Annotated in this window: 26 protein-coding genes and 1 other annotated feature; of the genes, 24 read left to right on the forward strand and 2 right to left on the reverse strand. The window is 38.1% G+C overall.

Translation table 11 applies throughout. The features are described from left to right. Positions 1 to 103 precede the first annotated feature (103 nt). The 22 genes from icd (at position 104) to QFZ28_RS08625 (ending at position 22,371) form a co-directional block, all read left to right on the forward strand. Positions 104 to 1,372: an NADP-dependent isocitrate dehydrogenase gene (icd, locus tag QFZ28_RS08520; RefSeq protein WP_307194228.1), complete on the forward strand. Its 1,269-nt coding sequence runs from the start codon at positions 104 to 106 to the stop codon at positions 1,370 to 1,372. Positions 1,373 to 1,483: 111 nt separating this feature from the next. Next, entirely contained in the window at positions 1,484 to 2,422 is a 939-nt protein-coding gene (gene mdh, locus QFZ28_RS08525; protein ID WP_307194229.1) for a malate dehydrogenase, read from the forward strand. 78 nt (positions 2,423 to 2,500) lie between these two features. Beyond that, positions 2,501 to 2,977 carry a MaoC/PaaZ C-terminal domain-containing protein gene (locus QFZ28_RS08530; RefSeq protein ID WP_307196984.1) on the forward strand — a complete coding sequence of 159 codons (477 nt, stop codon included), beginning with the start codon at positions 2,501 to 2,503 and terminating at the stop codon, positions 2,975 to 2,977. Positions 2,978 to 3,099: 122 nt separating this feature from the next. Beyond that, complete coding sequence (locus tag QFZ28_RS08535; protein WP_307194230.1) at positions 3,100 to 3,816, forward strand: response regulator transcription factor; 717 nt, start codon at positions 3,100 to 3,102, stop codon at positions 3,814 to 3,816. After that, positions 3,813 to 5,576, forward strand: coding sequence for a two-component system histidine kinase PnpS (gene pnpS / locus QFZ28_RS08540; RefSeq protein WP_307194231.1), 1,764 nt, complete (start codon positions 3,813 to 3,815; stop codon positions 5,574 to 5,576). Before QFZ28_RS08535 ends, pnpS begins: the two co-directional genes overlap by 4 nt. Positions 5,577 to 5,594: 18 nt before the next feature. Further along, complete coding sequence (gene polA / locus QFZ28_RS08545; RefSeq protein WP_307194232.1) at positions 5,595 to 8,228, forward strand: DNA polymerase I; 2,634 nt, start codon at positions 5,595 to 5,597, stop codon at positions 8,226 to 8,228. A 141-nt stretch (positions 8,229 to 8,369) separates the two neighbouring features. Then, positions 8,370 to 9,197, forward strand: a complete 828-nt coding sequence (gene mutM, locus QFZ28_RS08550) for a DNA-formamidopyrimidine glycosylase (protein ID WP_307194233.1) — start codon at positions 8,370 to 8,372, stop codon at positions 9,195 to 9,197. 89 nt (positions 9,198 to 9,286) lie between these two features. Continuing rightward, the gene (gene ytaF, locus QFZ28_RS08555) at positions 9,287 to 9,928 is read left to right on the forward strand and encodes a sporulation membrane protein YtaF (protein WP_307194234.1); all 642 of its coding nucleotides are present in this window, start codon (positions 9,287 to 9,289) and stop codon (positions 9,926 to 9,928) included. 25 nt (positions 9,929 to 9,953) lie between these two features. After that, a complete protein-coding gene (coaE, locus tag QFZ28_RS08560) occupies positions 9,954 to 10,559 on the forward strand; it encodes a dephospho-CoA kinase (protein ID WP_307194235.1) in 606 nt (201 codons plus the stop codon). Between the two features lie 224 nt (positions 10,560 to 10,783). Continuing rightward, positions 10,784 to 11,815 (forward strand): glyceraldehyde-3-phosphate dehydrogenase, encoded by a 1,032-nt coding sequence (locus tag QFZ28_RS08565; RefSeq protein ID WP_307194236.1) that lies wholly within the window; start codon positions 10,784 to 10,786, stop codon positions 11,813 to 11,815. Between the two features lie 322 nt (positions 11,816 to 12,137). Next, entirely contained in the window at positions 12,138 to 12,512 is a 375-nt protein-coding gene (gene speD, locus QFZ28_RS08570; protein ID WP_307196985.1) for an adenosylmethionine decarboxylase, read from the forward strand. A gap of 103 nt (positions 12,513 to 12,615) precedes the next feature. Next, positions 12,616 to 13,014 (forward strand): hypothetical protein, encoded by a 399-nt coding sequence (locus QFZ28_RS08575; RefSeq protein WP_307194237.1) that lies wholly within the window; start codon positions 12,616 to 12,618, stop codon positions 13,012 to 13,014. A 271-nt stretch (positions 13,015 to 13,285) separates the two neighbouring features. After that, positions 13,286 to 13,747, forward strand: a complete 462-nt coding sequence (gene nrdR, locus QFZ28_RS08580) for a transcriptional regulator NrdR (protein ID WP_045523558.1) — start codon at positions 13,286 to 13,288, stop codon at positions 13,745 to 13,747. Between the two features lie 52 nt (positions 13,748 to 13,799). Next, positions 13,800 to 15,188, forward strand: coding sequence for a replication initiation and membrane attachment family protein (locus tag QFZ28_RS08585; protein ID WP_307194238.1), 1,389 nt, complete (start codon positions 13,800 to 13,802; stop codon positions 15,186 to 15,188). Between the two features lie 13 nt (positions 15,189 to 15,201). Further along, positions 15,202 to 16,131: a primosomal protein DnaI gene (gene dnaI / locus QFZ28_RS08590; RefSeq protein ID WP_307194239.1), complete on the forward strand. Its 930-nt coding sequence runs from the start codon at positions 15,202 to 15,204 to the stop codon at positions 16,129 to 16,131. A gap of 149 nt (positions 16,132 to 16,280) precedes the next feature. Then, positions 16,281 to 17,153, forward strand: a complete 873-nt coding sequence (ytxC, locus tag QFZ28_RS08595) for a putative sporulation protein YtxC (protein ID WP_307194240.1) — start codon at positions 16,281 to 16,283, stop codon at positions 17,151 to 17,153. A 755-nt stretch (positions 17,154 to 17,908) separates the two neighbouring features. After that, positions 17,909 to 19,846 carry a threonine--tRNA ligase gene (gene thrS / locus QFZ28_RS08600; RefSeq protein ID WP_307194241.1) on the forward strand — a complete coding sequence of 646 codons (1,938 nt, stop codon included), beginning with the start codon at positions 17,909 to 17,911 and terminating at the stop codon, positions 19,844 to 19,846. A gap of 167 nt (positions 19,847 to 20,013) precedes the next feature. Then, positions 20,014 to 20,145, forward strand: a sequence feature (ribosomal protein L20 leader region). 132 nt (positions 20,146 to 20,277) lie between these two features. Next, complete coding sequence (infC, locus tag QFZ28_RS08605; protein WP_034676878.1) at positions 20,278 to 20,781, forward strand: translation initiation factor IF-3; 504 nt, start codon at positions 20,278 to 20,280, stop codon at positions 20,779 to 20,781. Positions 20,782 to 20,798: 17 nt separating this feature from the next. Beyond that, on the forward strand, positions 20,799 to 20,999 hold the full coding sequence (gene rpmI, locus QFZ28_RS08610) for a 50S ribosomal protein L35 (RefSeq protein WP_034676880.1): 201 nt from the start codon (positions 20,799 to 20,801) through the stop codon (positions 20,997 to 20,999). Between the two features lie 33 nt (positions 21,000 to 21,032). Then, positions 21,033 to 21,392 (forward strand): 50S ribosomal protein L20, encoded by a 360-nt coding sequence (gene rplT, locus QFZ28_RS08615; RefSeq protein WP_283861752.1) that lies wholly within the window; start codon positions 21,033 to 21,035, stop codon positions 21,390 to 21,392. 60 nt (positions 21,393 to 21,452) lie between these two features. After that, positions 21,453 to 21,716 (forward strand): DUF1294 domain-containing protein, encoded by a 264-nt coding sequence (locus tag QFZ28_RS08620; protein WP_307194242.1) that lies wholly within the window; start codon positions 21,453 to 21,455, stop codon positions 21,714 to 21,716. Between the two features lie 67 nt (positions 21,717 to 21,783). Further along, a complete protein-coding gene (locus tag QFZ28_RS08625; RefSeq protein ID WP_307194243.1) occupies positions 21,784 to 22,371 on the forward strand; it encodes a TVP38/TMEM64 family protein in 588 nt (195 codons plus the stop codon). Positions 22,372 to 22,375: 4 nt separating this feature from the next. Here QFZ28_RS08625 and QFZ28_RS08630 read toward each other — a convergent pair whose 3' ends face one another. Then, on the reverse strand, positions 22,376 to 22,756 hold the full coding sequence (locus QFZ28_RS08630) for a sigma-w pathway protein ysdB (RefSeq protein WP_307194244.1): 381 nt from the start codon (positions 22,754 to 22,756) through the stop codon (positions 22,376 to 22,378). Between the two features lie 99 nt (positions 22,757 to 22,855). On the opposite strand from QFZ28_RS08630, the gene QFZ28_RS08635 reads away from it, so the two are divergent. Both QFZ28_RS08635 and QFZ28_RS08640 read left to right on the forward strand, forming a co-directional pair. Beyond that, positions 22,856 to 23,347 carry a dUTP diphosphatase gene (locus QFZ28_RS08635; protein ID WP_307194245.1) on the forward strand — a complete coding sequence of 164 codons (492 nt, stop codon included), beginning with the start codon at positions 22,856 to 22,858 and terminating at the stop codon, positions 23,345 to 23,347. Positions 23,348 to 23,409: 62 nt separating this feature from the next. Next, a complete protein-coding gene (locus tag QFZ28_RS08640; protein WP_307194246.1) occupies positions 23,410 to 24,495 on the forward strand; it encodes a M42 family metallopeptidase in 1,086 nt (361 codons plus the stop codon). A gap of 118 nt (positions 24,496 to 24,613) precedes the next feature. Here QFZ28_RS08640 and sspI read toward each other — a convergent pair whose 3' ends face one another. Continuing rightward, positions 24,614 to 24,820: a small acid-soluble spore protein SspI gene (gene sspI, locus QFZ28_RS08645; RefSeq protein WP_307194247.1), complete on the reverse strand. Its 207-nt coding sequence runs from the start codon at positions 24,818 to 24,820 to the stop codon at positions 24,614 to 24,616. Positions 24,821 to 24,912 lie beyond the last annotated feature (92 nt).

The raw sequence follows: 24,912 nt of genomic DNA on the forward strand, positions 1-24,912 counted from the left end.
AATAGGATTGTAGGAAAAGGTTAAAGAGTCAAATCTTTAACCTTGGACTCAATCTCTTTAATTGATTTATTACCATTGATACATACTTAGGAGGAGAACAACTATGCAAGGCGAAAAAATCACAGTAACCAACGGAGTATTAAATGTACCAAACAATCCAATTATCCCATTTATCGAAGGTGACGGTATCGGGCCAGATATCTGGGCAGCTTCTGAGAGAGTGTTAAATGCTGCAGTAGAAAAAGCATATAAAGGTGAGCGTAAAATCGTTTGGAAAGAAGTTCTAGCTGGAGAAAAAGCTTTTAACCAAACTGGTGAATGGCTTCCACAAGAAACTCTTGATGTAATCAACGAATATTTGATTGCCATTAAAGGTCCACTTACAACTCCTGTTGGCGGCGGTATCCGATCACTTAACGTGGCGCTTCGTCAAGTGTTAGATTTATTTGTATGCTTACGTCCAGTAAGATGGTTTGAAGGTGTACCTTCTCCTGTTAAGCGTCCACAAGATACTGATATGGTAATCTTCCGTGAAAATACTGAAGATATTTATGCAGGAATTGAGTATGAAAAAGGCTCAGAAGCGGTTAATAAATTAATCAATTTCTTACAAACTGAAATGGGTGTAAACAAAATCAGATTCCCAGAAACTTCTGGTATTGGAATTAAGCCTGTTTCTGAAGAAGGAACAACACGCCTAGTACGTGCTGCCATTAATTATGCAATTAAAGAAGGCCGTAAATCATTAACACTTGTGCACAAAGGTAATATCATGAAGTTTACTGAAGGTGCATTTAAAAACTGGGGTTATGAGCTTGCTGAAAAAGAATTCGGCGATAAAGTATTTACATGGGCTCAATATGACCGTATTAAAGCAGAGCAAGGTACTGCATCAGCAAACCAAGCTCAAGCTGATGCAGAAGCAGCTGGTAAAATTATCGTAAAAGATGCGATTGCCGATATCTTCTTACAGCAAATCCTTACTCGTCCACGTGAGTTTGATGTTGTTGCAACAATGAACTTAAATGGTGACTATATTTCTGACGCCTTAGCAGCACAAGTTGGCGGTATTGGTATTGCTCCAGGAGCAAACATCAACTATGAAACTGGCCATGCAATCTTTGAAGCTACACACGGAACAGCACCTAAATATGCTGGTCTTGATAAAGTGAATCCTTCATCTGTTATCCTTTCAGGTGTTTTATTACTTGAGCACTTAGGATGGAATGAAGCAGCTAAAATGGTCATTAAATCAGTAGAAAAAACGATTGCTTCTAAAGTAGTAACTTATGACTTCGCCCGTTTAATGGATGGAGCGACAGAAGTTAAGACATCTGAATTTGGTGATGAATTAATTAAGAACATGGAGTAATTGTTAGCTAGTGCACCTAGAGGATGAAACGTGACAAGGAAAATCAGGGCTGTTTTCAAACAGCCCTTTTTCGAATAACGACAATAATACTTTCAAAGGGGAGAGTTAAAAATGTCTTTAAAGCGTAAAAAAGTTTCCGTAATTGGCGGCGGTTTCACTGGTGCTACAACTGCATTCTTACTTGGACAAAAAGAATTAGGCGATGTCGTTTTAGTTGATATCCCTCAAATGGAAAACCCTACAAAAGGGAAGGCATTAGATATGCTTGAAGCAAGTCCAGTACAAGGATTTGATTCAAACATTACTGGTACATCCAATTACGAAGATACTCGTGATTCTGACATTGTCGTAATTACTGCCGGTATTGCTCGTAAGCCTGGAATGAGCCGTGATGATTTAGTTCAAACCAACCAAAAGGTAATGAAAAGTGTTACACAGGAAATCGTAAAGTATTCTCCAAACTGTACAATCCTTGTATTAACAAATCCTGTTGATGCAATGACATATACAGTATTTAAAGAATCAGGATTCCCTAAAAACCGCGTCATTGGCCAATCAGGTGTCCTAGATACAGCTCGTTTCCGTACTTTTGTTGCGCAGGAATTAAATATTTCTGTTAAAGATATTACCGGGTTTGTATTAGGTGGTCATGGTGATGATATGGTTCCACTTGTTCGTTACTCCTATGCTGGTGGTATTCCATTAGAAACATTAATTCCTAAAGATCGTTTAGAAGCGATTGTTGAGCGCACTAGAAAAGGCGGCGGTGAAATCGTTAACCTTTTAGGTAATGGCAGTGCTTATTATGCCCCAGCTGCATCACTAGTTGAAATGTGTGAAGCAATCTTAAAAGACCAGCGCCGCGTTCTTCCTTCCATTGCTTACCTTGAGGGAGAATTTGGATATGAGGGTATTTACCTTGGAGTACCAACAATCCTTGGTGCAAACGGAATTGAGAAGGTTATTGAGCTTGACCTAACGCCTGATGAAAAAGCTGCATTAGACAAATCCGTTGAGTCCGTTCAAAATGTAATGAAAGTATTAGTATAACTGAAAAAAATTCGGGGAAGTTCATTCCCCGAATTTTTTCAACTATATATGAAACCGTTTACAAAGGAGCGTAACGAAATGCTGCTAGGAAAAAAGAGAAAGTTAGGCAGAGAAATAAGAGAAATGTCGGTCGGAGAAAAACTGGTGTTAACCGAAAAGGTGGAAGATAAGGATATTCTCCTTTATTTAGGATTGACTGATGATGCAAATCCACTTTTCATTCAGCATGATTATGCATCCCAAACACCTTATAAGAAACCGATTGTTCCAAGTATCATGCTGACAGGCATGATAACCTCGGCTGTTTCAAGGTATTTACCTGGACCAGGAAGCCATATAGTAACTCAAGATATCCAATTTCCTAAGCCTGTTTATCATTATGCAACGGTTCAATTGATGCTAGAGGTTGTCGAAGTAAATCATGATGACCACACTGTGATAATGACAGCTGTTGGAACAAATGAAAAAGACGAAGTAGTAATTAAGGGGAAACTGAAAGTCTGTCCTCCTCATCGTTTAGGAGGAATGGACGCCAATGTGTTAGATAATTTTTAATATCCTTAAGGAATGTAATTCACATTCCTTTTTTTTGTCTCAAGGTTGATAGTGGGTATTCTTTTATTTCTATATTATAATGGAGAAAGGTGGCGAAATAGATAAATCAATCGGAGGTTTTTATGAAAAACAAGGTACTAGTTGTAGACGATGAACAATCAATTGTAACTTTGCTTCAATATAATTTGGAACAAGCTGGTTTTGATGTAGTAACGGCAATGGATGGCTTAACCGGCAAACAATTAGCTGAAAGTATGGCACCTGATATTATTGTATTAGATCTTATGCTTCCGAAAATGGATGGAATTGAAGTATGTAAGCAGCTTCGGCAGCAAAAAATTATGACACCGATCCTAATGTTAACAGCTAAAGACGATGAATTTGATAAAATATTAGGACTAGAGCTTGGTGCAGATGATTATATGATTAAGCCATTTAGCCCAAGAGAAGTGGTAGCACGGGTAAAAGCTATTTTAAGAAGAATTCAAATACAAACCAGCAGTAATGAGGCAGAACAACAGGGTGGTTCTGATATTGTTATTGGAAACCTTCAAATTATCCCAGAGAAATATGAAGCCTATTTTAATAAGCAACAATTGGAACTCACCCTAAAGGAATACGAATTACTCCACTATTTGGCGCAGAATAAAAATCGCGTGTTAACTCGTGACCAATTATTAAGTGCTGTTTGGAATTATGAATTTGCTGGCGATACTCGTATTGTAGACGTCCATATTTCACATTTGAGGGAAAAAATTGAAGAGGATACGAAGAAACCTGCTTATATAAAAACTGTCCGTGGATTAGGATATAAGCTTGAGGAGCCGAAAGGTGAATGAATAAATTCCGAACAAAGCTTCTTTTTGCACTAATTAGTTTAATCATAATTGGATTAGTAGGATTGGAAATTTTACTGGGTCAGCTTTTTAAAAGTAATTATCTTGATACATATAATGACCGCTTGAATAAGGAAAGCAATCTACTGAGCATGTATATCGAAAATAATGGTGGAGTTCATTCCATCAATCATGATGAAGTAGTCAAAATAAGCCATATGCTTAATGTCAGAATTGCGATTACCGATATCAAAGGAGTTCTCCTTTTTGACAGCGGGAAAATGGAAAATTTAAATATAAACGGAATTAAAGAAAATATTAACGATGTCTTAAAGGAAGAACCAGAAAATGAAACGAAACTTGTTGAGAAGGATGAATACGATTTACACTATGCCTGGAAGCCAGTATTAAAAGCAGGTGAGGAAGAAGGGTATTTGTTCATTATTACAAAAACAAGTGAACTCAGAAACGCTTATAGTCAAATTTGGTGGATTCTTTCTATTAGTTTGATGATGGTGCTAATTGTCTTCATCTATCTTGGGTACAGAATAACTACAAGGTATACAAAGCCAATAGAGGCAGCTACAAATGTTGCCATTGAACTGGCCAAAGGAAATTATCGGGCTAGAATTGAACGGAATGAATTAAACGAAACAAGTATGTTGAGCACTTCTATCAATGTTTTAGCCCAAAATCTTCAGGAAATGAGTAAAGCTCAAGAAATACAGCAGGATCGCCTAAGTGCATTAATTGAAAATATGGGTGCAGGACTACTTTTAATGGATAGCCGCGGCTTCATTAATCTAATTAATAAGGGTTACATCGATATTTTTCATGTAAAATCTTCTAACTACCTAGATAAGTTGTATTATGAAGTGATTGAGCAAGAGGAAATATGTAATATCATCGCGGATGTTTTTAGGACAGAACAAAAAATTAGGAAACATCTGCTTCTCCCATTGGGGATTGAGAGAAGATACTTTGATGTTTACGGTATACCAATTATTGGGATAAATAATGTGTGGAAAGGAGTTTTACTCGTTTTCCATGATATTACCGAGATTAAAAAATTGGAAGTCATGAGAAAAGATTTTGTTGCCAATGTGTCGCATGAATTGAAGACACCAGTGACCTCTATTAAAGGTTTTTCCGAAACGTTGTTAGATGGAGCGATGAACAATCAAGATACGCTAGAAGCATTTTTATCGATTATTTATAAAGAAAGTGAGCGAATGCAATCGCTCATTCAAGATTTGCTAGATTTTTCTAAAATCGAGCAGCAGGAATTTAAGTTGAACATCCAGGACTTTGACCTGTATGAATTAATAAACGAAGTAATCACCATGCTTGATAAAAAAGCAAAATCAAAGGATATTCGTCTAGAACTTCAGTTTCAGAGGGAAGAATTATATATACAAGGAGACCATGACCGCTTAAAACAAGTATTTATTAATCTGATAAGTAATGCAATTTTGTATACCCCGCCAAGAGGAAATGTCATTGTTTCACTGTTTGATTACGATAAAACAGTGAAAATCCATGTAAAAGACACAGGTGTAGGAATTAAAAAAGAAGAAATACCACGGATTTTTGAACGATTTTATCGGGTTGACCGTGCTAGAAGCCGGGATTCTGGCGGGACAGGTCTTGGGTTAGCAATCGTAAAACATTTAGTTGAAGCACATCACGGTAACATCACGGTGAGGAGTACCCTGGGTGAGGGCAGTGAGTTTATCATCGAACTTCATAAATATATGAATTAACCTGAAAGGGGTAAATGGATGGAAAAGAAGAAGTTAGTATTAATAGACGGGAATAGTATCGCTTACCGTGCATTCTTTGCACTGCCCCTGCTTAATAACGATAAAGGCGTACATACAAATGCAGTTTACGGTTTTACAATGATGTTGAATAAGATTATAGAAGACGAAAAGCCAACGCATATACTAGTGGCCTTCGATGCAGGGAAAACAACATTTCGTCATGCTACTTTTGTTGAATATAAGGGTGGAAGGCAGAAAACTCCTCCTGAATTATCCGAACAATTCCCTTTTATTCGGGATCTTCTTGATGCATATGGTATCAAGCGATATGAACTTGAGAACTATGAGGCAGACGACATTATTGGCACGCTGTCATTAACGGCTGAAAAAGAAGGTTATGAAGTCAAGGTAATATCAGGAGATAAAGACTTAACACAACTTTCCTCAGAACGTACAACCGTAGGAATTACTCGTAAAGGAATTACCGATATTGAAGAATATACTCCCGAACATGTTATGGAGAAATACGGTTTAACTCCTGAGCAAATCATTGATATGAAGGGGCTGATGGGTGACCCTTCAGATAATATTCCTGGTGTACCTGGCGTCGGGGAAAAAACAGCGATTAAATTGCTGAAGGAATACTCAACATTAGAAAATTTACTAGAGTCCATTGATAAAGTGACGGGAAATAAGTTAAAGGAAAAGCTTGAAGAATTTAAGGATCAAGCAGTGATGAGTAAGCAGCTTGCTACCATTGAAAGGAACGCACCTGTCGAAGTATCTGTAGAAAATGTCGCCTATGAGGGATTTGAAAGAGAAAAAGTTGTTGCACTGTATAAAGAGCTTGGCTTTCATTCCTTATTAGAAAAATTAGGTGGAGACACTGCAGCCACTGAACAGCTTGAACTTGAAGACATAGAGTATGTAACCCCTGATGAGATTAGTGATGATTTGTTTGCGGATGATAATTATTTTTATGTTGAAATGCTCGATGATAATTATCATTACGCGGATATCATTGGTTTTTCGCTTGTAAATGAAAAGGGAAATTATTATTTACCAACTGAATTAGCTATACAATCTGATAGTTTTAAAAAGTGGGCTGAAGATGAAACAAAAAAGAAAACAGTCTACGACGCAAAGCGGTCCGAGGTATCGTTAAGAAGGTACGATATTCATTTAAAAGGGGTAAATTTCGATACGTTAATGGCGTCCTATATTATCAATCCTTCTGACACCATTGATGATATTTCAACAATCGCCAAAAAGTACGGGGTAAATATCCAATCGGATGAGTCGTTTTATGGAAAAGGGGCTAAGCGGAAAATACCTGAAGCAACACTGCTTGCTGAGCACCTCGTTCGAAAAAGTCTTGCTATGTTTGATTTAAAACAAAAACTGGAAGATGAATTAAAAACAAATGAACAATATGAATTGTTTACAGACCTTGAAATGCCATTATCTTTCATTTTAGCAGATATGGAATCTTGCGGAATTAAGGTGGATAGCGATCGTTTACATAGGATGGGCGGCGAAATTCATGACCGGCTGATCGAAATTGAAGGAATTATCTATGAGCTGGCTGGTGAAAAGTTTAATATTAATTCAACCAAACAATTAGGTGTCATCTTATTTGAAAAATTAAACCTGCCAACCTTTAAGAAAACAAAAACAGGCTATTCAACGTCAGCAGATGTTTTAGAGAAATTAGCAAATGACCATGAAATCATTGAGCATATTCTTACTTACAGACAGTTAGGAAAGCTCCAGTCCACATATATTGAAGGGCTGCTGAAGGTAGTTAATCCTAAAACGAGTAAAGTTCATACACGATATCAACAGACGTTAACAGCAACAGGAAGATTAAGCTCCATAGATCCGAACCTGCAGAATATTCCAATTCGATTAGAAGAGGGCCGGAAAATTCGCCAAGCCTTTGTACCATCAGAACCAGGATGGCTCATTTTTGCAGCCGATTATTCGCAAATCGAGCTTAGAGTTCTTGCTGACATTGCTGGTGATGAAAAACTGATTCAAGCTTTTAAGGATGACCTCGATATTCACACAAAAACAGCGATGGATGTATTCCATGTTGAAGCCGACGAAGTAACATCCAATATGAGACGGCAGGCGAAGGCTGTTAACTTCGGTATTGTCTATGGAATTAGTGATTATGGACTATCCCAGAGCTTAGGAATTACCCGTAAAGAAGCCGGTCTATTTATTGACCGCTATCTTGCCAGCTATCCCGGGGTCAAAGATTATATGGATGACATCATCCATTCCGCTAAACAAAAAGGTTATGTAACTACCCTTCTGCAAAGAAGAAGATATATCCCGGAGATTACACATCGAAATTTTAACATTAGAAGTTTTGCTGAAAGAACGGCAATGAACACCCCGATTCAGGGAAGTGCTGCCGATATCATAAAAAAAGCCATGATAGATATGGCTGAAGCGCTGAAGGATTATGGGTTAAAAACAAGACTACTGCTTCAAGTGCACGATGAACTGATCTTCGAAGCACCAGAAGAAGAAATCGAAACCCTGAAAAAACTCGTTCCTGATGTTATGGAAAATGCCCTCGAATTAAAAGTGCCATTAAAAGTAGACTATTCCTATGGCCCAACATGGTTTGACGCGAAATAGAAAAGCGGAAGCGCCTTGTCCAGGGGCGACAGGCATAAGACGAGCCGGCATGAAGGTTGCTTTTTAACCTTCTTGACGGATTGGCTTATGACCCCGAGCCCCTAGGCGCTGCAGCTGGACAGCATAAAAGGGAGTTGCTTTATGCCAGAACTACCGGAAGTAGAAACAGTAAGAAAGACGTTAAAAAAGCTTGTATCAAATAAACAAATTGAAAATATAACCGTCCACTGGCCGAAAATTATTAAAAATCCTGTTGAGGTTGAACAATTTATTGATGCCCTCAAAGGAGAAACAATTGAGGATGTCGGCAGAAGAGGTAAGTTTTTAATTATTTATACGACTACGTTTGCCCTTGTTTCCCATTTAAGGATGGAAGGAAAATATGGGCTTTACCCAAAAGAAGAACCGTATGATAAACATACTCATGTTATCTTTCACTTTACGGATGGAAGTGAATTAAGGTATCGGGATGTCCGGAAATTTGGAACGATGCATTTGTATATCAAGGGGGAGGAATTTCAGAAACCTCCACTTATTGACCTTGGTCCAGAGCCTTTTTCAGAAGAATTCACGAAGGAATATTTAGCGGACAAGCTGAAAAAGACGAACAGAAAGATAAAGCCTGCGTTACTAGATCAAAAGGTTTTTGTTGGGCTTGGAAACATTTATGTGGATGAGGCCCTGTTCCGTTCTGGAATTCACCCTGAACGGATTGCCAACTCTCTTAGTGATAAAGAATTAACCTTGCTGCATCAAGAGATTGTTAAGACTTTGGAGGAAGCGGTTAAAAAAGGAGGAAGTACGATTCGCTCCTACGTAAACTCCCAAGGTGAAATTGGAATGTTTCAGCTTGAATTATATGCCTATGGCCGTAAAGGGGAAGAATGCAAAAAATGTGGAACCCCGTTAGAAAAAACAACAGTAGGCGGAAGAGGTACGCATTTTTGTCCTAGGTGCCAAAAACTTTAAGTGTTAGAAGTGAGATGACAATTTAATAACAAAGGATAGGCTCCTCCCATATACTATCGTAGTGATTGACGGAAGGAGCCCTAGACATCATGTTTCAAATGTTCTCACTTCTCCTGCTGGCTTTTGCTCTCAGTCTTGATAGCTTTAGCGTAGGGTTTACGTATGGACTTAGAAAAATGGTACTGCCGCTTAAATCGGTACTCATTATTGCAACCTGTTCAGCCATTTCATTAATGATTGCGGTGTCAATCGGACATGGCCTAGAAAAAATATTATCTCCGGATATCACGGCAAGCCTAGGGGGGATAATTTTAATCGCTCTCGGTGCCTGGGTATTATATCAATTTTTCAGGCCAGAGAAAGAAAAGGACTCAGAACTGCTCGAACATGAAAAGCTGATCATTAATTTTGAAATCCGCTCCTTAGGAATTGCCATAAATATCTTAAGGAAACCAATGTCAGCTGACTTTGACCGTTCGGGTACGATCACTGGAATTGAGGCATTCATGCTCGGCTTTGCCTTATCCATCGATGCGTTTGGTGCTGGAATAGGTGCGGCGATGCTTGGATTTTCTCCTTTATATCTAGCCCTTAGCGTTGCTGTTATGAGTTCTTTATTTCTTGTTTTAGGAATAAGAAGCGGTGCTTTTTTCCATAAATTTAACTTGGTCCAAAAGATTACCTTTATACCAGGGATTTTATTAATCATCATTGGAATATTGAAATTATGAACGTTCATGTAGAAAGGAACAGAGTATGTCACTAGTAATCGGTCTAACAGGCGGAATAGCCAGTGGAAAAAGTACAGTTTCCAATATGTTGAAAGAAATGCACATCACTGTTATTGATGCAGACGTAGAAGCCCGCCTAGCTGTTGAAAAAGGAGAACCCGCCTATCAAAAAATTGTTGCTGAATTTGGTGATGATATTGTACTGCCTGACGGGGACATTGATAGGCAGAAACTCGGTTCCATTATTTTTCATAATGCTGAGAAAAGACAGCTCTTAAATAGCATTGTTCATCCTGAGGTGAGAAAAAGGATGAATGATCAAGTCGAAGCAGCGCGGACACGAGCAGAACAAGTCATTATCCTCGATATTCCGCTGCTGTTTGAAAGTAAACTAACGTATATGGTCGAAAAAACCATCCTCGTTTATGTTGATAGAGAAATCCAGCTAAAAAGACTGATGGAAAGAAATGATTTATCGCTGGAGGACGCAGAGGCAAGAATAAAATCACAAATGCCTCTTTCAGAAAAAGTAGCCCTATCCGACGCTGTCATTAACAATAACGGCTCCACCACCGAAACCAAAAAACAGGTAATTGAGGTTTTAAAAGGCTGGGGAATAACAACTCAATAGTAAACAAATCGAGAAGGGGCAACCCTTCTTTTTTGTTTTTATAGAAAGGTATTAAAGAAGTCCAAAATGAAATATCAATATGTTAACTATAATAACAAGTTGTTTGAATTGTAAAACATTTTTAAAATTCCGCACTTTATATAACACATATTAAATTAAATATGTTATACTAATTACATCAAAACAAGTTAATGAGTATAACATATTACGGAAGGGGCCGTGAAATGAGAGCGAGAATTGCAATAAACGGATTTGGGAGAATTGGAAGGATGGTTTTTAGAAAAGCGATCCTTGAAAATACGCTTGATATTATTGCTATAAATGCGAGTTATCCTGCGGAAACATTAGCTCATTTAATCAAATATGATACGGTTCATGGACCATTTCAAGGGGATATCATTGCGCTGGATGAAGAGCTAATTGTAAACGGTAAACGTGTGAAATTATTAAATAATCGAAATCCTGAGCAGCTTCCATGGAAAGAGTTAAATATTGATGTGGTGATTGAAGCGACTGGTAAATTTAACTCACGAGACAAAGCAAGTCTGCACCTAGACGCTGGAGCTAAAAAGGTAATTATTACTGCACCGGGGAAAAACGAGGATATTACCATTGTTATGGGAGTAAACGAGGACAAACTGGACATCACTCAACATGATGTTATTTCAAATGCGTCTTGTACCACAAACTGTCTGGCACCTGTAGCAAAAGTGTTAGATGAAAAGTTTGGAATTGAAAATGGTTTAATGACAACGATTCACTCTTACACAAATGATCAACGGAATATTGACAACCCACATAAAGATTTGCGAAGAGCTAGAGCATGTGGACAATCTATCATCCCAACCACCACTGGGGCAGCTAAAGCGTTATCGCTCGTTTTACCTCAGTTAAAGGGTAAGCTGCATGGAATGTCACTTCGTGTACCTACACCAAATGTTTCACTCGTGGATTTAGTTGTTGATTTGAAGCAAGATGTCACCGTTGATGATATTAATCAGGCCTTTTTGGAAGCAAAAAATGGGCCATTAAAGGGTATTATCGACTTTACGATGGAACCGCTTGTATCTGTTGATTTTAATACAAATCCGTACTCAGCCATTATTGATGGCTTATCGACCATGGTAATGGGAAATAGAAAAGTAAAAGTGCTTGCTTGGTATGATAACGAATGGGGCTATTCTTCCCGTGTTGTCGATCTTACCTTATATGTCGCACATCAAATGGCAAATTCAAATCAAGTAAAAGTTGGATAATTCTCTAAAAAATACTGTCGATTGACAGTATTTTTTTGTAGCTTTCTTCACCATTTTTGCATAATATAGTTCGAAACTTGTACTATGAGGAGATAAGCTCTTTAAACACCAACAACTGGAAAATTTTTATATTGATAGGTTGCAAAACAAATATAAACTTAGTATACTAGTCATCGTGAACTTCTTGAAATTAGGTAGCAATTAATTACTTAAAGGGTTAGGACCTCTCTGGACTAACTTCCCCCCGTGGTAATTACTTGGGTACCATCAACAAAAGAATTTCAAGAATGAAGCAAAAATTTTTAAAGGGGGAAAAATGAGTATGGAAACAATGGGACGCCACGTGATCTCTGAATTATGGGGATGCGATATTGAAAAATTGAATGATATGAATTTTATTGAACAAACTTTTGTTGAAGCAGCTCTTAAATCAGGTGCAGAAGTCCGCGAAGTAGCATTTCATAAGTTTGCACCACAAGGCGTAAGCGGTGTGGTCATTATTTCTGAGTCTCACTTAACGATTCACAGCTTCCCTGAACATGGATATGCCAGCATTGATGTATATACTTGTGGTGATTTAAATCCAAATATAGCAGCAGATTATATAGCTCAAAGCTTAAATGCGCAAACACGTGAGAATATTGAGATACCACGCGGAATGGGTCCTGTTCAGTTTAAACAGGCAAAAGCTCTATAATTTTAAATAATAATCGACGAGGGGTGTATTTTTTGTACACCTCTTTTTATTTTTTTCGTAAAGTATTGTAAAATTAGATAAAAGACTATATTTGGAGGCTCCTATGGCTATATTTGGTAATTTATTTATCCGTTTTAAAAAACAAATCGAAACCGCAGATGATCAAAAAGATAGTGCCTTAACTACCCACTATTATAAAGCAAGCTTCAACCAGCTTTTTAAAACGATTGAAGATTTATTTCACCAGGATGCAGATTGCCGCATTGTTACGGTTTCAAAAGATCATGGTGAGATTGCCGTGGAGATCAATAAACCGATTCCTTGTTTCCTAATCGTTACGGTTGTTTCTGTGAGAGGAATGGAAACGGCGGTAGACTTCAGTATATCTTCTGAAAAATTTTCACCCATCGGATTGTATCCGATTTTAAGAAAAAGACTTATTTCTTATTACGAGCAAATAAACAAATTACATACTCTTGTTAGAGTCGGAAAAAGCTCATAATACATCTTGTGTTACCGTTTTCTATCTAATAAGATAAAGAAAAGATGCTTATGCTTAGGCTATGTTCTTAAAAGATGGTTGTTAAAATCCTAAAGCCGATTTTAACGCGGAATAAACTATTTTGTGCTTGAAATGAAGAATGAAAGCTCTTTTCTTACTATTGAATATTTTGCAACAAATCTTAGTGCAGTAAAGCGTTTTTTATCTCCAAAAGTAACAAAGTTTTAGAAAAGAGCTTATTTATGAATGGATTGATTTGGGAGTTGATCAAATGAAGTGCCCTTCATGTCAAAATTATGGTACACGTGTGCTTGATTCCCGGCCGGTTGATGAGGGTCGTGCAACTCGAAGAAGACGTGAGTGTGAAGAATGTGGATATCGTTTTACGACGTTCGAGAAAATTGAAGAGATTCCACTTATTGTCGTAAAAAAGGAAGGAACGAGGGAAGAATTCAGCCGGGATAAAATCCTGCGTGGCTTGATTAAAGCGTGTGAAAAGCGCCCTGTCGCCTTAAAAGAATTAGAGGATATTACCCAAGGGGTAGAAAAGGAATTGCGTAGTCAAGGAATTTCAGAAATCAAAAGTGAATTGATTGGTGAAATGGTGATGGACAGGCTTGCACATGTTGATGAAGTAGCTTATGTGCGCTTTGCGTCTGTTTACCGTCAATTTAAGGATATAAATGTTTTTATTCAAGAATTAAAGGAATTGATAAACAAGGAGAAATCCTAGGGAGCTAAAGAACGTCTTTGGCTCTTTATTACTTTATTAAAGGGTGAATGATATGGCGCAGCATTGGCAGGAATTGATTCCGATTGACCGTTATCTTGTTACGTCAAATGGATTGCTGCATGAATACGACCGCAAAGTGCTGACTTTTTTATATCAGCCCTTAATCGGCTCCACTTGTTTAAGTTTGTATATGACTCTTTGGGCAGAGCTTGAAGAAAATAAATTATGGTCTGAATCCTCGACTCATCATTTGTTAATGAATTTGTTAAGTATCAACTTAAAGGATATCTACGAAGCTAGGTTGAAATTAGAGGGGATTGGCCTGTTAAAAACATATGTAAAAAGTGATGAGAGTGGACGTTCATTTATTTATGAACTTTATCCACCATTGAATCCAGAGCAATTCTTTCTAGATGGAATGTTAAATATTTATTTATATCGTAAAATCGGCAAAAATCACTTTGCGCGATTAAAACGTTTTTTTAGTATCCCCAAAAAGCCTTTAGAAGAAGATTATTTAGAAGTAACAAGAGCGTTTCAGGATGTGTTTGCTTCGGCAACTCCAGGCAGTCTTCAGTATATGCAAGAGCATGCAGAAGACTTGGAGGCTGAATCCAATCAAGAATTTATTGGCCGTCAAGATCAAAAGCCAATTCAAATTGATACGAATACCTTTGATTTTGATTTGTTAATGGCGGGGCTAAATGAATCACTTGTCCCACAAAAAGCACTGACAAAAAAGGTAAAAGAGGTTATCAGTAATCTATCATTTCTCTATGGAATCAGCCCAATCGAAATGAAAAACTTTGTATTGGGTGCCATTAATGAAAGTGATGAAATTGATGTCGAGGACCTCAGAAAAGGTGCCCGTGACTGGTATCAATTTGAAAATTACGACCAACTTCCGAGTCTTATCAATAAAACGCAGCCTGCCGTCCACCAGGTCCAGTTAACGGAACCAAAAACGCAGGAAGAAAAATTAATTCGCTATTATGAAACCACACCTCCTATCGTTATTTTTAAAGAACTTTCCGGTGGAGTGGAGCCCTCTGCTGCCAATTTAAAAATATTAGAGGAAGTTATGATAAAATATAAACTTCCTCCTGGTGTTGTAAATGTGTTAATCGAGGTTGTACTTAGAAAAACAGATATGAAATTTACAAAGGGATTTGTTGAATCGATTGCAAGCCATTGGGCTCGTCTTAAAATAAAGACTGTTAAAGAAGCGATGGAAGCAGCTAGGAAAGAAGAGCGAGGTTTTCAAGAAAGTAAAAAGACTGGAAAATCTACGAAACAAAAGCCAATCCGGACAGAAGTATTACCTGATTGGTTTGATGATAGCGGAAAAGCAAGTGTTAAGGCAGTTACAAAAGACCAAAACACAGAACTTGAAGCGAAAAAACGTGCAATTGAAGAAAAGCTAAAAGCATTTCGTAAATAGGTGGTGAAGGCAAGTGGAAAGGATAAATCGAACAATTAAGCGATTGGCCTCGAATGAAAACTTTCAAAAGCGTTATGAGGAGCAGCGGAAGCAAGTACTAGAACATCCAGATATTCATGCATTTCTGACAGAACACCAAAATGAGCTGACTCAGAATACCATTGAAAAAAGCATGAGCAAGCTTTATGAATACACGCAGCAAAGTAAAGAATGTAATCGCTGTGAGAGTCTTGATGGCTGTATTAATTTTATGAAAGGGTATCACCCTGATTTAGTACTCGTACGAAATTCCATTGATGTCGTTTATAAACGCTGTCCAAGAAAAGTGATGGCGGATGAACAAAAGAAAAATCAAAAGCTTATTAAGAGTTTATATGTACCTCGAGATATATTGGAAGCAACCTTTGAGGAATTTGAAGGTGACTTGGGCCGCCTGGATGCGGGAGACCGCGCAGCGACTTTTTTAATGAATTACGAGGCGGGTTTAAAGCCTAAGGGATTATATCTCTATGGCAAATTTGGAGTGGGAAAATCCTATTTGTTAGGGGCCATTGCCAACGAGCTTGCTAAAAAGCAAATTCCAACGATGATTGTTTATGTTCCAGAGCTGCTGCGAGAAATGAAAAGTGCCATTGGTGACTCTACCTTAAATGAAAAAATTGAAGCATTGAAAAAAGAACCTATTTTAATGCTCGATGATATCGGTGCAGAAGCAGTTTCCAGCTGGACAAGGGATGAAGTATTAGGACCTATCCTGCAGTTTAGAATGCTTGAAAAGCTTCCAACTTTCTTTACCTCTAATTTTGACTTCCAGGGGCTTGAGCACCATCTAACCTACAGTCAACGAGGTGAAGAGGAAAAAATGAAAGCACGGAGAATCATGGAAAGAATTCGGAGTTTAAGTGACCCTGTTCTGGTCGATGGGCCAAATCGCCGTGATTAAATGATAAATGCTAGTGGATTACCGATGGATATTCGGTAGTCCTTATTTTTTTTCACAATAAGTGTGTAACAATGCTGTCTTAACTTCTATTTTGGCCAAGTCCCCCATATAAATAGTAAAACAGAGTATGGGACAGAGGGGGGATTTGGTTGGCAGAAATCATCTTCCGAAGCAAGATGGATGCGAAGAGATGTTTTGATCACTTGCTGAAGTGCTTACGGTATCATCAAAATAATGAAGATATTCTTCTTTTAGAAGATCGACATATAGTAAAAATTTCGGAAAGTATAGTAAGGTTTGGAGAGGTTAAAGAAGCATTCTATGAATTTATTATAAAAATAAAACGAGATGACTGGTTTCGGGCTATTTTACAAGAGAAATATTTTTTTGAGGATCCAGAAGAGCAGGAGCATATCATGGAGATTATTTATTCTGTTCTTGAAGGTCAGCGGGAGGATCTGGCTGCTTTCATTAAGGAAAATGGGGAAGAAGCCCAAATTAGAGAAGCGGTGGAGGAAATCTTTCAGGATCATGTCTCCTTCTCGTTTGATTCCTTTTTTAAATTCCGATTGCGACCTTTTTTGAAAATGTTAGAGAGTTACGTTGAAATATCCATTGACGAATATAAAATGGAGCAAGAATATCAAATGTTTATTCAAACATTAAGGGATTTTTTAGCGAGCCGTGATTCTAAAATGGACACACTGCACCTTTTGTTTGATGAAGAAATCACATTCTTTGATGAGCAGTTTGTAGAGATAAAAAGAGGAGAGTTGATGAAAATGATTGACCGGAAGCTTTTGTTTAATCATCCGGTTTATGTCGATTCTGCTTCCATTGCTCCTTTATTGTCAATCGCACCAAAAAACATTCACCTTTATACAAAAAACCCAGAGGAACCACTGGTAAGGACGATTAAAAATATCTTCGAAGAACGAGTATTGATAAAGTCATATAAAGGTTTGCGGCATACCAAAGAATGGATTCAGCAGAAAAACTCTGCAAAGGGAAATGGTGCTTGAAAAATATTGAACAAATTGTATGCTTGGTGTATTGATTTTTAAAATTAGAATCATTATAATACAGTACATAGTCCGAAATGCTGAAGCGATTGGCTTATGACTCGAGGGGCTAGGCGCTGAAGCTAGACATCAATATATCAAGCAAAAGTAATGATAAGGACAACAGTATTTTTTCACGGTTACCAGAGAGGGAGGACTCAGGCTGAAAGCCTCCTAGCACGGATTGAATGCTTACCACCTTTAAACTTCAGCGGTGAACGCTTCTTTGAAGTGAGTAATCGCCTGACGGGAAACAGCCCGTTACCCTGTCCTAAAGTCATTTTTAAAGGCTATTTTTTAAAAATGAAAAATTGGGTGGAACCACGTGTTTATTAAACTCGTCCCTTTTCCAGGGACGGGTTTTTTTATTTTTAGGCTCTGTTATTATTCATTGTTGATTTTCGTGTAGGGTTGAGAATTCATAGGCGGAGAATTTCCGGCTATTGTTTATAGAGGAACCTCAAGAAGCAGATATAAGCGGAAATATTCCGGTTAACTGCTTTAAATAAGACAAATTCCAAGGATTTGGATGAAATAAGCGGAAAAACTCCGCTTATTTTTAAGGGAATATGGGTATTTCCCAATTTAAACGGAAATTCTCCGCTTATTTTCCAAACACAGTGAAATCAACATTCAGTTTTAACAGAGCCTATTTTAAAAGCGTTTTAAGGACAAAATTTTGTCCCGAGACGCTCAATTGAAAAGGAGGAAAAACCATGTCAGAAGTTGTTAAGATTTCGTTTCCAGATGGAGCAGTGAAGGAGTTCCCTCGTGGAACAACAACGGAAGATATTGCCGCTTCCATCAGCCCGGGACTGAAGAAAAAAGCAATCGCTGGGAAATGGAATGGTCAATTATTTGATCTTCGCCGTCCAATCGTAGAAGACGGTTCAATAGAAATCGTTGTACCAGAATCAAAAGAGGCTTTGGAGATTTTGCGTCATAGTACAGCTCACTTAATGGCTCAAGCGATTAAAAGGCTGTATGGAAAAGAAGTAAACCTTGGTGTTGGACCAGTAATCGAAGGTGGATTCTATTATGATATCGACCTTGAAGAATCAATTACGCCAGAGGACCTTCCTAGAATTGAAAAAGAAATGGCAAAAATCGTTAATGAAAATATCGAGATCGTTCGTAAAGAAGTCAGCCGTGCAGAAGCGCTGCAGTTCTTCAAAGCAGAAGGCGACCCTTACAAGCTTGAACTAATTGAAGCAATTCCTGATGATGAGCAAGTTACAATCTATGAGCAGGGTGACTTCGCTGACCTTTGCCGTGGTGTCCATGTACCTTCAACTGGAAAAATTAAAGAATTTAAATTGTTGAGCATTGCCGGAGCTTACTGGCGCGGTGACAGCAAAAACAAAATGCTTCAGCGTATTTACGGTACAGCTTTCTTCAAGAAAGAGGATTTGAAAGAACACCTTCGCTTACTTGAAGAAGCGAAAGAACGTGATCATCGTAAGATTGGCAAAGAGTTAAACCTGTTTACTAGCTCTCAATTAGTTGGACAAGGGCTGCCATTATGGCTTCCAAAAGGTGCAACTATCCGCCGGGTGGTTGAAAGATATATCGTTGATAAAGAGCAGCGACTTGGCTATGACCATGTTTATACTCCAATCATGGGAAGTGTCGATTTATACAAAACTTCAGGCCACTGGGATCATTACCAGGAAGATATGTTCCCGATCATGGATATGGATAATGAGCAATTGGTTCTTCGTCCAATGAACTGCCCACACCATATGATGGTGTACAAAAATGCGATTCACAGCTATCGTGAACTTCCAATCCGGATTGCTGAGCTTGGCACAATGCACCGTTATGAAATGTCTGGTGCGTTATCAGGTTTACAGCGTGTTCGCGGAATGACTTTGAACGATGCTCATATCTTTGTTCGACCAGACCAAATCAAAGATGAGTTTAAGCGGGTTGTTAATCTTGTGTTAGAAGTATACAAAGATTTCAACATCAATGATTATTCCTTCCGTCTATCCTACCGTGATCCACAAGATACTGAAAAGTATTTCAATGATGATGCAATGTGGGAAAAAGCGCAAAGTATGCTGAAGGAAGCAATGGATGACCTGGGCCTTGATTATTATGAAGCAGAAGGAGAAGCAGCTTTCTACGGTCCTAAACTTGATGTTCAAGTTAAAACAGCTTTAGGAAAAGAAGAAACACTGTCTACAGTTCAATTAGACTTCTTGCTTCCTGAACGATTTGATTTAAATTACGTTGGGGAAGATGGAAAGCAGCACCGCCCAGTGGTTATCCACCGTGGAGTCGTTTCAACAATGGAACGCTTTGTGGCTTTCTTAATTGAAGAATACAAAGGGGCATTCCCAACTTGGCTTGCTCCAGTACAGGTACAAGTCATTCCTGTTTCACCTGATGTGCATTTTGACTTTGCCAAGCAGGTACAGGAGCAACTTCAAAACCAAGGCTTCCGTGTTGAATTAGATGCCCGTAATGAAAAAATCGGCTACAAAATCCGAGAAGCACAAATGCAAAAAATTCCATACATGCTCGTTGTCGGCGACAAAGAAGTAGAAGAAAATGCCGTAAACGTCCGCAAATACGGCGAACAAAAATCAGAAACACAGCCATTTGCACAGTTCCTTGAGTCCTTGCTGGCAGAAGTAAAAAGAGGATAAATGATTACAAAGGGAGGTTTTCTCCCTTTGTTTTTTGAAAAGAAAAAATTTCTATTGAATAATTTTTTGTTTCTTGATAAAATGAATTTCGTTGTCATATGAAATGCATGTTTGACATCACGTCTTTGCTTATGTTATAGTAACTAAGGAAAATTGAATACTAGTTTTGGGAAAAGAAGAAGCACCCGCTTCTCACCTGATTGACGCAATTGGCAGTTGGCAGGTTTTACGTGAACTTTTTAGTTTATTACTTTTGTTTCGTAAAGTGTGGGTGTTTGCATCCGCACTTTTTTATTTGTAAAAAAACAAAACATCTAAAAGTACGTTCATTTCTTGCCGAAGCAGCAAAGTGTCAAAGTCAGTCAGCTGATTACTTGACCCGAAAGTTGTATTCGTGAAAACCTTGGAGGTGGCTAATTATTAGCAAAGACATGTTGTTAAATGAGGGTATTCGCGCTCGCGAAGTTCGCTTAATTGATCAGAACGGCGAACAATTAGGTATTAAAACCAAATTTGAAGCGCTGGAGATTGCCGGACGAGTGAATCTTGATTTGGTACTAGTTGCACCAAATGCAAAGCCTCCGGTAGCCCGAATTATGGACTATGGCAAATTTAAATTCGAGAATCAAAAGAAAGAAAAAGAAGCTCGAAAGAATCAAAAGATTATTGTTACAAAAGAAGTTCGTCTCAGCCCAACAATTGATGAGCATGACTTTAATACAAAACTTCGCAATGCGATTAAGTTTTTGGAAAAAGGCGACAAGGTAAAAGCTTCAATCCGCTTCAAGGGCCGGGCGATTACCCATAAAGAAATCGGTCAACGAGTGTTAGACCGTTTTGCTACTGAGTGCAAGGAAGTTGCAACCATTGAGTCTCATCCAAAAATGGATGGACGAAGCATGTTCCTCGTTCTAGCACCTAAAACTGAAAAGTAATAAGGAGGACTATCCCAATGCCAAAAATGAAAACTCACCGTGGCGCTGCAAAGCGTTTCAAGAAAACTGGTTCTGGTAAACTGAAGCGTTCTCACGCTTATACTAGCCACTTATTTGCAAACAAATCTACAAAAGCTAAGCGTAAGCTTCGCAAAGCGTCTCTTGTTTCTAAGGGCGATTTCAAACGTATCCGTTTCTTATTAACAAATCTTAAGTAATCTCGAACGATTGATATATAGGAGGGAAATTCAATGCCACGTGTAAAAGGCGGTACTGTAACGCGTAAGCGTCGTAAAAAAGTTATTAAATTAGCAAAAGGTTATTATGGTTCAAAACATACATTATATAAAGTAGCTAACCAACAGGTTATGAAATCTTTAATGTATGCATTCCGCGATCGTCGTCAGAAGAAGCGCGACTTCCGCAAACTTTGGATTACTCGTATCAACGCAGCAGCTCGTATGAATGGTCTTTCTTATAGCCGTTTAATGCATGGCTTAAAGCTTGCTGGTATCGAAGTAAACCGCAAAATGCTTGCTGAATTAGCAGTAAGTGATGCAAACGCATTTGCTGAATTAGCAACTGTTGCAAAACAACAACAAGCGAAGTAATTTTACGATAAAAGCCATTCTCTTATGAGGATGGCTTTTCCTATAAGGGAGACGGGAAAAATGAATACGATTCTAGGTGCCTATGTCATTATGAACCTTATTGGTTTAATTGTGATGAAAGCCGATAAAGACCGGGCAAAAAAACATCAATACAGGATTAGTGAAAAAACATTATGGCTAATTGCCGTATTTGGCGGAGCGGCAGGTACTACAGCAGGAATGCAGCTATATCGCCATAAGACGAAGCATTTATCATTTAAATTTGGTTTTCCCATCCTAGCCTTAGCAGAACTCATTCTTTTAGGCTATTTTTATAGTTTATAGACATAACAGCATGGCCCATTCTATATGCTAAATTAACAAGATAGATTAACACCCAGGGGGCATCTAAATGAATGAGGACTTGTCTTTGCTGTTAATCATGGTGGAAGCTGGCGGCATTTTTGCTCCACTTGCTTTCGTTGTATTTCATCTGCTCAGATCGTTCTTATTTATTCCTGTATCAGTTGTTGTCATTGCGGGCGGTGTTCTGTTTGGAACTTTGTGGGGAACTATTTATTCGGTTATCGGTTTAATGGGGGTTAGCGTCTTTTTCTATGTTTTTATCGATAGAATGCCAAAAACCCAGGAGCGCATAATAAAATTAAAAAATCGTTGGTTCGGGGAATATCGGAATCTTACCGTTGGTCAAATAGCAATTTTAAGACTTATTCCATTTGTACATTACCATCTATTAAGCTTTTGTTTAAAACAAAGAAAACCTAAATTTAAAGAGTATATGAAGGTTTCTTTACTAACAAATATTCCAATCTCTTTTTTCTTCACAATCTTTGGAGAGTATATCAGTACTTTTACCCCTTCTCTTATCATTATGATTCTACTTGGTTTAACTTTTCTCGTATATCTTTTAAGAGAGAAACAAAATGTGATCAAATGGAAGGAATTCTTTAAAAGAACAAAGGAAAAAGCCGCTGGTTAAGCGGCTATTTTTGCTGTAAAAATTCATGTATTGGGCTATTCCAATTAATTTGGGCAACTGGATATCTTTCGTGTATTTTTTTTTCGATAAAATAAAAATCCTCCTTAGCCATTCCTTGTATGGAAGTAGTCTGATCAGGCCAAAGCGAGATGGAAACAACATCAATCGTATTTTTCGTGGCACCCAGGTATTTTTCTCCCGTAAACAATGCACCATTGTAGGTGAGTTGAAAATTCTTAATAACTTCCTCATTATCTAAAAGCAGAAAGCGTTTATGTTTTCGAGCGGTTTCTAATTTACGGGCTGGTTTGAGGAGGAATTTAATACTTCCAAAAATCAAGAAGATGAACAAGAATACTAAAAGTAAGCGCAGCAGCCAAATCATGGCATTGCCTCCTAGACCTTTTTCCTACTATACGAAATGGAATGAGAAAAGTTTCATTCTCCCAACAATTTGATATAATTTTGCAGAGGGAGTGATTAAATGCAGCTAGAAAAATTATTTAGAATGCAACGTGGACTGGATCTGCATATTGAAGAAAAGCATGGATTACAGAACGAAGATTTATTTGATAGAAAGGTTCTTGCCTTGTTGGTGGAGCTCGGTGAATTAGCAAATGAAACACGCTGTTTCAAGTTTTGGAGTATCAGACCATCATCGGAAAAGAGTGTTATTTTAGAGGAGTTTGTGGACGGAATTCACTTTATATTATCGCTGGGAATCGAATGCGGGTTTCAAAACCTTGATTACAAATTGGAGGCGAAACCTTCAATAGAGAGCACTACAGAGCAGTTTCTTTTGATTTATCAAGAAATAAATAAATTTAAGGACAGCAAGAATGTTATGGATTTCAAAACCCTGCTACAATCTTATTTACAGCTTGGTAGCCTCCTTGGGATATCCTATGAGGAAATGGAAAAAGCATATTTTACAAAAAATGAAGTAAATTATCAAAGACAGCAGAATAACTATTAGCAGTAGATATACATGATTTTCTGTTTAATAATTTCGAACATATATAAAAGGGGGGCGAAGCAATGGCTAAAATGGATGAAACCTTAACCATGTTTAAGGATCTAACAGATGCCAATGGCATTCCTGGCAACGAACGGGAAGTTCGCGAAGTAATGAGAAAGTACATAGCACCATATGCGGATGAAGTCACTACTGATGGACTTGGCAGTTTAATTGCCAAGAAGGTTGGTAAAGAGGGTGGTCCAAGAATTATCGTAGCAGGCCACTTAGACGAAGTTGGTTTTATGATAACTCAAATTGATGATAAGGGTTTCCTGCGCTTTCAAACAGTAGGCGGCTGGTGGTCACAAGTTATGCTGGCACAACGAGTCACCGTGGTTACCAATAAAGGTAATATCATTGGTGTCATCGGGTCCAAGCCGCCGCACATTTTACCGGCAGAAGCTCGTAAGAAGCCAGTAGATATAAAAGATATGTTTATTGACATCGGTGCTTCAAGCCGTGAGGAAGCAATGGAGTGGGGCGTCCTGCCAGGTGATATGGTCGTACCATATTTTGAATTTACTGTGATGAATAATGAAAAATTTCTTTTAGCAAAAGCATGGGATAACCGAATTGGCTGTGCCATTGCCATTGATGTATTGAGGCAATTGAAAGATACGGATCATCCAAATGAGGTTTATGGTCTTGGAACCGTACAGGAAGAAATCGGTGCACGTGGTGCAAGAACCTCTGCAGCTAAAATTAACCCTGATATCGGTTTTGCAGTCGATGTTGGGATTGCTGGGGATACTCCAGGGATTACTGAAAAAGAAGCAATGAGCAAGATGGGGAAAGGTCCGCAAATCATCCTATACGACGCTACCCTTGTAGCACATAAAGGCTTGCGTGATTTAATTATCAGTGTTGCGGATGAGTTAAATATCCCTTATCAATTCGATGTCATTCCAGGCGGCGGAACAGACGCAGGTCCGATTCATACTACGCACAATGGTGTGCCTTCTATACCAATTACAATCGCAACTCGCTATATTCATACGCATGCCGCCATGCTCCATCGTGATGACTACGAAAATGCAGTTAAGTTGATTGTTGAAGTCATCAAGCGTTTAGATCGTGAAACAGTCGATAAAATTACCTATGAATAAAGATGATGTCCTCGATATTATATCGGGGATTTTTTTATTAAATACTGGCGGATGGCGAGAAATACTGGTGGATAAGCATAAAAATAGCTGCCGATTCATATCGGCAGCACAATATAAATTACTTTAAACCACTTTCAAGTGCTGAAAGCATTTCTTTCTTTTCTTCCTCAGAGGAATTTTTCCAAATGACTTCAAATAATACACCTAATCCTGGGAGCATTTTTTCTTCACCATTTTGGATGGCATCAACGATTGTATCTTCTAATTGTTCTTGTGAGTTACCTGAAACATTGTGAATAATTGCATTTCGTAAGTTTAAGTTCATATGAATTCACTCCTTTTTTATCCTGTATTACTCTAATATGTTTTCTAATTTTAGTTTTATTATGTATTTTTTTTGGGATATAATGAGAAAAA

Source organism: Neobacillus niacini (genome assembly GCF_030817695.1).
Taxonomy (GTDB): Bacteria; Bacillota; Bacilli; order Bacillales; family Cytobacillaceae; genus Neobacillus; species Neobacillus niacini_F.

Bases quoted from the DNA above. Each gene is read 5' to 3' on its own strand.
- QFZ28_RS08625 (WP_307194243.1), top strand. From the start codon at position 21,784: ATGAATGAGGACTTGTCTTTGCTGTTAATCATGGTGGAAGCTGGCGGC.
- infC (WP_034676878.1), top strand. From the start codon at position 20,278: ATGTTGTTAAATGAGGGTATTCGCGCTCGCGAAGTTCGCTTAATTGAT.
- coaE (WP_307194235.1), top strand. From the start codon at position 9,954: ATGTCACTAGTAATCGGTCTAACAGGCGGAATAGCCAGTGGAAAAAGT.
- sspI (WP_307194247.1), bottom strand. From the start codon at position 24,820: ATGAACTTAAACTTACGAAATGCAATTATTCACAATGTTTCAGGTAAC.
- rpmI (WP_034676880.1), top strand. From the start codon at position 20,799: ATGCCAAAAATGAAAACTCACCGTGGCGCTGCAAAGCGTTTCAAGAAA.
- QFZ28_RS08620 (WP_307194242.1), top strand. From the start codon at position 21,453: ATGAATACGATTCTAGGTGCCTATGTCATTATGAACCTTATTGGTTTA.
- QFZ28_RS08535 (WP_307194230.1), top strand. From the start codon at position 3,100: ATGAAAAACAAGGTACTAGTTGTAGACGATGAACAATCAATTGTAACT.
- rplT (WP_283861752.1), top strand. From the start codon at position 21,033: ATGCCACGTGTAAAAGGCGGTACTGTAACGCGTAAGCGTCGTAAAAAA.
- icd (WP_307194228.1), top strand. From the start codon at position 104: ATGCAAGGCGAAAAAATCACAGTAACCAACGGAGTATTAAATGTACCA.
- QFZ28_RS08640 (WP_307194246.1), top strand. From the start codon at position 23,410: ATGGCTAAAATGGATGAAACCTTAACCATGTTTAAGGATCTAACAGAT.
- QFZ28_RS08565 (WP_307194236.1), top strand. From the start codon at position 10,784: ATGAGAGCGAGAATTGCAATAAACGGATTTGGGAGAATTGGAAGGATG.
- ytaF (WP_307194234.1), top strand. From the start codon at position 9,287: ATGTTTCAAATGTTCTCACTTCTCCTGCTGGCTTTTGCTCTCAGTCTT.
- QFZ28_RS08585 (WP_307194238.1), top strand. From the start codon at position 13,800: ATGGCGCAGCATTGGCAGGAATTGATTCCGATTGACCGTTATCTTGTT.
- QFZ28_RS08575 (WP_307194237.1), top strand. From the start codon at position 12,616: ATGGCTATATTTGGTAATTTATTTATCCGTTTTAAAAAACAAATCGAA.
- QFZ28_RS08630 (WP_307194244.1), bottom strand. From the start codon at position 22,756: ATGATTTGGCTGCTGCGCTTACTTTTAGTATTCTTGTTCATCTTCTTG.
- QFZ28_RS08530 (WP_307196984.1), top strand. From the start codon at position 2,501: ATGCTGCTAGGAAAAAAGAGAAAGTTAGGCAGAGAAATAAGAGAAATG.
- mutM (WP_307194233.1), top strand. From the start codon at position 8,370: ATGCCAGAACTACCGGAAGTAGAAACAGTAAGAAAGACGTTAAAAAAG.
- QFZ28_RS08635 (WP_307194245.1), top strand. From the start codon at position 22,856: ATGCAGCTAGAAAAATTATTTAGAATGCAACGTGGACTGGATCTGCAT.
- pnpS (WP_307194231.1), top strand. From the start codon at position 3,813: ATGAATAAATTCCGAACAAAGCTTCTTTTTGCACTAATTAGTTTAATC.
- polA (WP_307194232.1), top strand. From the start codon at position 5,595: ATGGAAAAGAAGAAGTTAGTATTAATAGACGGGAATAGTATCGCTTAC.
- thrS (WP_307194241.1), top strand. From the start codon at position 17,909: ATGTCAGAAGTTGTTAAGATTTCGTTTCCAGATGGAGCAGTGAAGGAG.
- mdh (WP_307194229.1), top strand. From the start codon at position 1,484: ATGTCTTTAAAGCGTAAAAAAGTTTCCGTAATTGGCGGCGGTTTCACT.
- speD (WP_307196985.1), top strand. From the start codon at position 12,138: ATGGAAACAATGGGACGCCACGTGATCTCTGAATTATGGGGATGCGAT.
- nrdR (WP_045523558.1), top strand. From the start codon at position 13,286: ATGAAGTGCCCTTCATGTCAAAATTATGGTACACGTGTGCTTGATTCC.